This is a genomic window from Myxacorys chilensis (genome assembly GCF_059505265.1).
The window spans coordinates 1-1,951 of the sequence record NZ_JCACKG010000175.1 but is presented as its reverse complement, the minus strand read 5'-3'; the positions used below and the strand labels follow the sequence as shown (position 1 = coordinate 1,951).

The following is a 1,951-nucleotide window of genomic DNA, read 5'->3' as shown; positions in this document are numbered from 1 at the left end:
TGCGCTCCTCCAGAGCTTTGCAAAGCAAATCGCTTTCCCGACACAGACTATAAATCACTAAGTTCATGCCTTTCTCCTAGATCATTTGTACCGATTATCGTCATAATATCCGGGTTGAGCATCCACACCCTCAAAGATGCACAGGTAGGGTAATTGTCCACCGACATAACGCCGCTCAATCAGTTTCAAGCGTCGTCCTTGTTGTTGAAAATTTCGCAGCATTTCATCACACTTAGCACTATGGGTAACGCTGTGTGTTTCCCGTTGCCCCCTGACGTTGCCAGGGTCACGCATCATAGGTGCTAGGGGAATATGACGAATGTTAAAGCCTTCTCGAATTTCCCAGTAGACTATACCTCCAATCGTCACCATAGCCGCGACACAGTTTGGATTAGACAAACACGCGGCAGCAGCGGCTGGAATAGCGGGATTTGCTCTAACCTCACCTGGTTGAAGTGCGACCCTGGCCATGTCTGCAAAGCAGCACGCGGAGAACATACCGATGAGAAGCCCAATGGGTAGTCGTTTCATACACTCTCTCTACCGAACAAAATAGCTAGACATAGAAATTCTGTGAAGCCCTAGAAGCCCTGCCATTGCCGGAATTTCTAGGATTTCTTGAGTTTCTATGTAAGAGGAAGCATAGCAGATTTATCCGACAACGCCTATATCCGACAGCGTATAATCTCAGAAGTGCAGCTAAGGGCTTATACGATGGCAGAGACAACTAACGGAAAAGCGCAAATTGCAGACGTGGCAAAGAATACAGATGAAATTAGGGCATATCCGCCTAAAGTTCTAAAGCAACTGGTGAAAGCGATCGCAGGCTTGAAGAATGGTGGTCGGGATTGGACGATTAGCGATATCACGACTGAGGCATTGGTAGATTGGCTCAAAAAGCCTGAGAACTTAGAACTTATTCAGCACCACAACTTACAGAACCTGCTCGATGAACTGGATCAGATTCTGAACAAGTAACATTTGAGTAATTGAGTAAGGCACTCATGACCAATGACGATCAAGGCAGAAGCACGAGCCATTCTTGATGCCCTAGCATTCACTCCGTTTGAGGACTGCCGACTCCTGAGTAGAGAGTTTGATGATATTTCTAACTATCCGGGGCTGTACGCCGTCCGCCATTGCCGTGAAGGACTGTTGTATATTGGTAAGTCCAAAAACTTACGTGATCGATTTCGCGCCGGACACAAAGCATTTTTATGGGACTGGCTAGCGCGTTATGATCCGAATGAGGTTCGGATTGCGATCTTTGAACTGGAGCGCATTACAAGACTTGGAGTACTATTTGAGCTAGAAACGTTGATCCTCCAAGCGACAAAGCCCCCCTATAACGTTTCCATTCCGAGGGAAAAACAATGAACACTTCAGCAACTATGAATCTGGTTCGGCTCTCTCCAGAAGCAGCCCAACGCATTCTGTCAGAGCTACCGGAATATGTTCAGGCAGCGTTGATCAAACGAGCGGCTGAAATTGAATATCCGATTGAGGCAGTGGTAGAAATGACGTTTGCCTCATTCCTAGATGATGAAGCGTTGAGTTTTGAGGATTGTTTATTGGCTGAAAGACTGCGGGATGCAGCTTAAGGTCGAGATGCCGTGAATGTTTTAGAGATAGAACGAAGAAGCCATAACCTCAGCGGACTGTGATTTTTTCGATGGGAGATTAGCGATCTTCTACTCACCCTGTCCAAACGGTTGTGTTGAAAATACGGCATCCTTCTTCGCTTCAATCACCTTCTGAATCTCTTCAGGAACGTCTGAGAGAAAGTTATATCCTGTCAGCGTTTCAAGCTCGTCTACTGTGGTTAGATAATCTTTGTAGCCCTTGTCTGCAATCCCGACAATGTTCGGCATATTCACCGCGATCACGCGAGTTTTCTCGGTTATGCCTTGATTCTTTAATCCAGGTCGATCAAGAACCACGACAATCTTCC

4 protein-coding genes and 1 pseudogene are annotated in these 1,951 nt (G+C 46.4%); 3 read left to right on the top strand and 2 right to left on the bottom strand.

The genetic code is table 11. The features are described from left to right. Nucleotides 1–81: 81 nt before the first annotated feature. On the bottom strand, nt 82–531 hold the full coding sequence (locus AC5JLB_RS14005) for a hypothetical protein (protein ID WP_495874440.1): 450 nt from the start codon (nt 529–531) through the stop codon (nt 82–84). A gap of 183 nt (nt 532–714) precedes the next feature. On the opposite strand from AC5JLB_RS14005, the gene AC5JLB_RS14000 reads away from it, so the two are divergent. Genes AC5JLB_RS14000 through AC5JLB_RS13990 form a run of 3 tightly spaced genes read left to right on the top strand, consistent with a single transcriptional unit; the run spans nt 715 to nt 1,601 of the window. After that, complete coding sequence (locus tag AC5JLB_RS14000) at nt 715–978, top strand: hypothetical protein (protein WP_495694474.1); 264 nt, start codon at nt 715–717, stop codon at nt 976–978. 33 nt (nt 979–1,011) lie between these two features. Further along, nucleotides 1,012–1,377, top strand: a complete 366-nt coding sequence (locus tag AC5JLB_RS13995) for a GIY-YIG nuclease family protein (RefSeq protein WP_495874439.1) — start codon at nt 1,012–1,014, stop codon at nt 1,375–1,377. Next, the gene (locus AC5JLB_RS13990; protein WP_495874438.1) at nt 1,374–1,601 is read left to right on the top strand and encodes a hypothetical protein; all 228 of its coding nucleotides are present in this window, start codon (nt 1,374–1,376) and stop codon (nt 1,599–1,601) included. The genes AC5JLB_RS13995 and AC5JLB_RS13990 overlap by 4 nt, the downstream gene beginning before the upstream one ends. A 90-nt stretch (nt 1,602–1,691) precedes the next feature. On the opposite strand, the pseudogene AC5JLB_RS13985 reads toward AC5JLB_RS13990, so the two are convergent. Next, a pseudogene (locus tag AC5JLB_RS13985) lies at nt 1,692–1,951 on the bottom strand (hypothetical protein); the annotation flags it as partial.

Bases quoted from the DNA above. Each gene is read 5' to 3' on its own strand.
- AC5JLB_RS14005 (WP_495874440.1), bottom strand. From the start codon at position 531: ATGAAACGACTACCCATTGGGCTTCTCATCGGTATGTTCTCCGCGTGC.
- AC5JLB_RS14000 (WP_495694474.1), top strand. From the start codon at position 715: ATGGCAGAGACAACTAACGGAAAAGCGCAAATTGCAGACGTGGCAAAG.
- AC5JLB_RS13995 (WP_495874439.1), top strand. From the start codon at position 1,012: ATGACGATCAAGGCAGAAGCACGAGCCATTCTTGATGCCCTAGCATTC.
- AC5JLB_RS13990 (WP_495874438.1), top strand. From the start codon at position 1,374: ATGAACACTTCAGCAACTATGAATCTGGTTCGGCTCTCTCCAGAAGCA.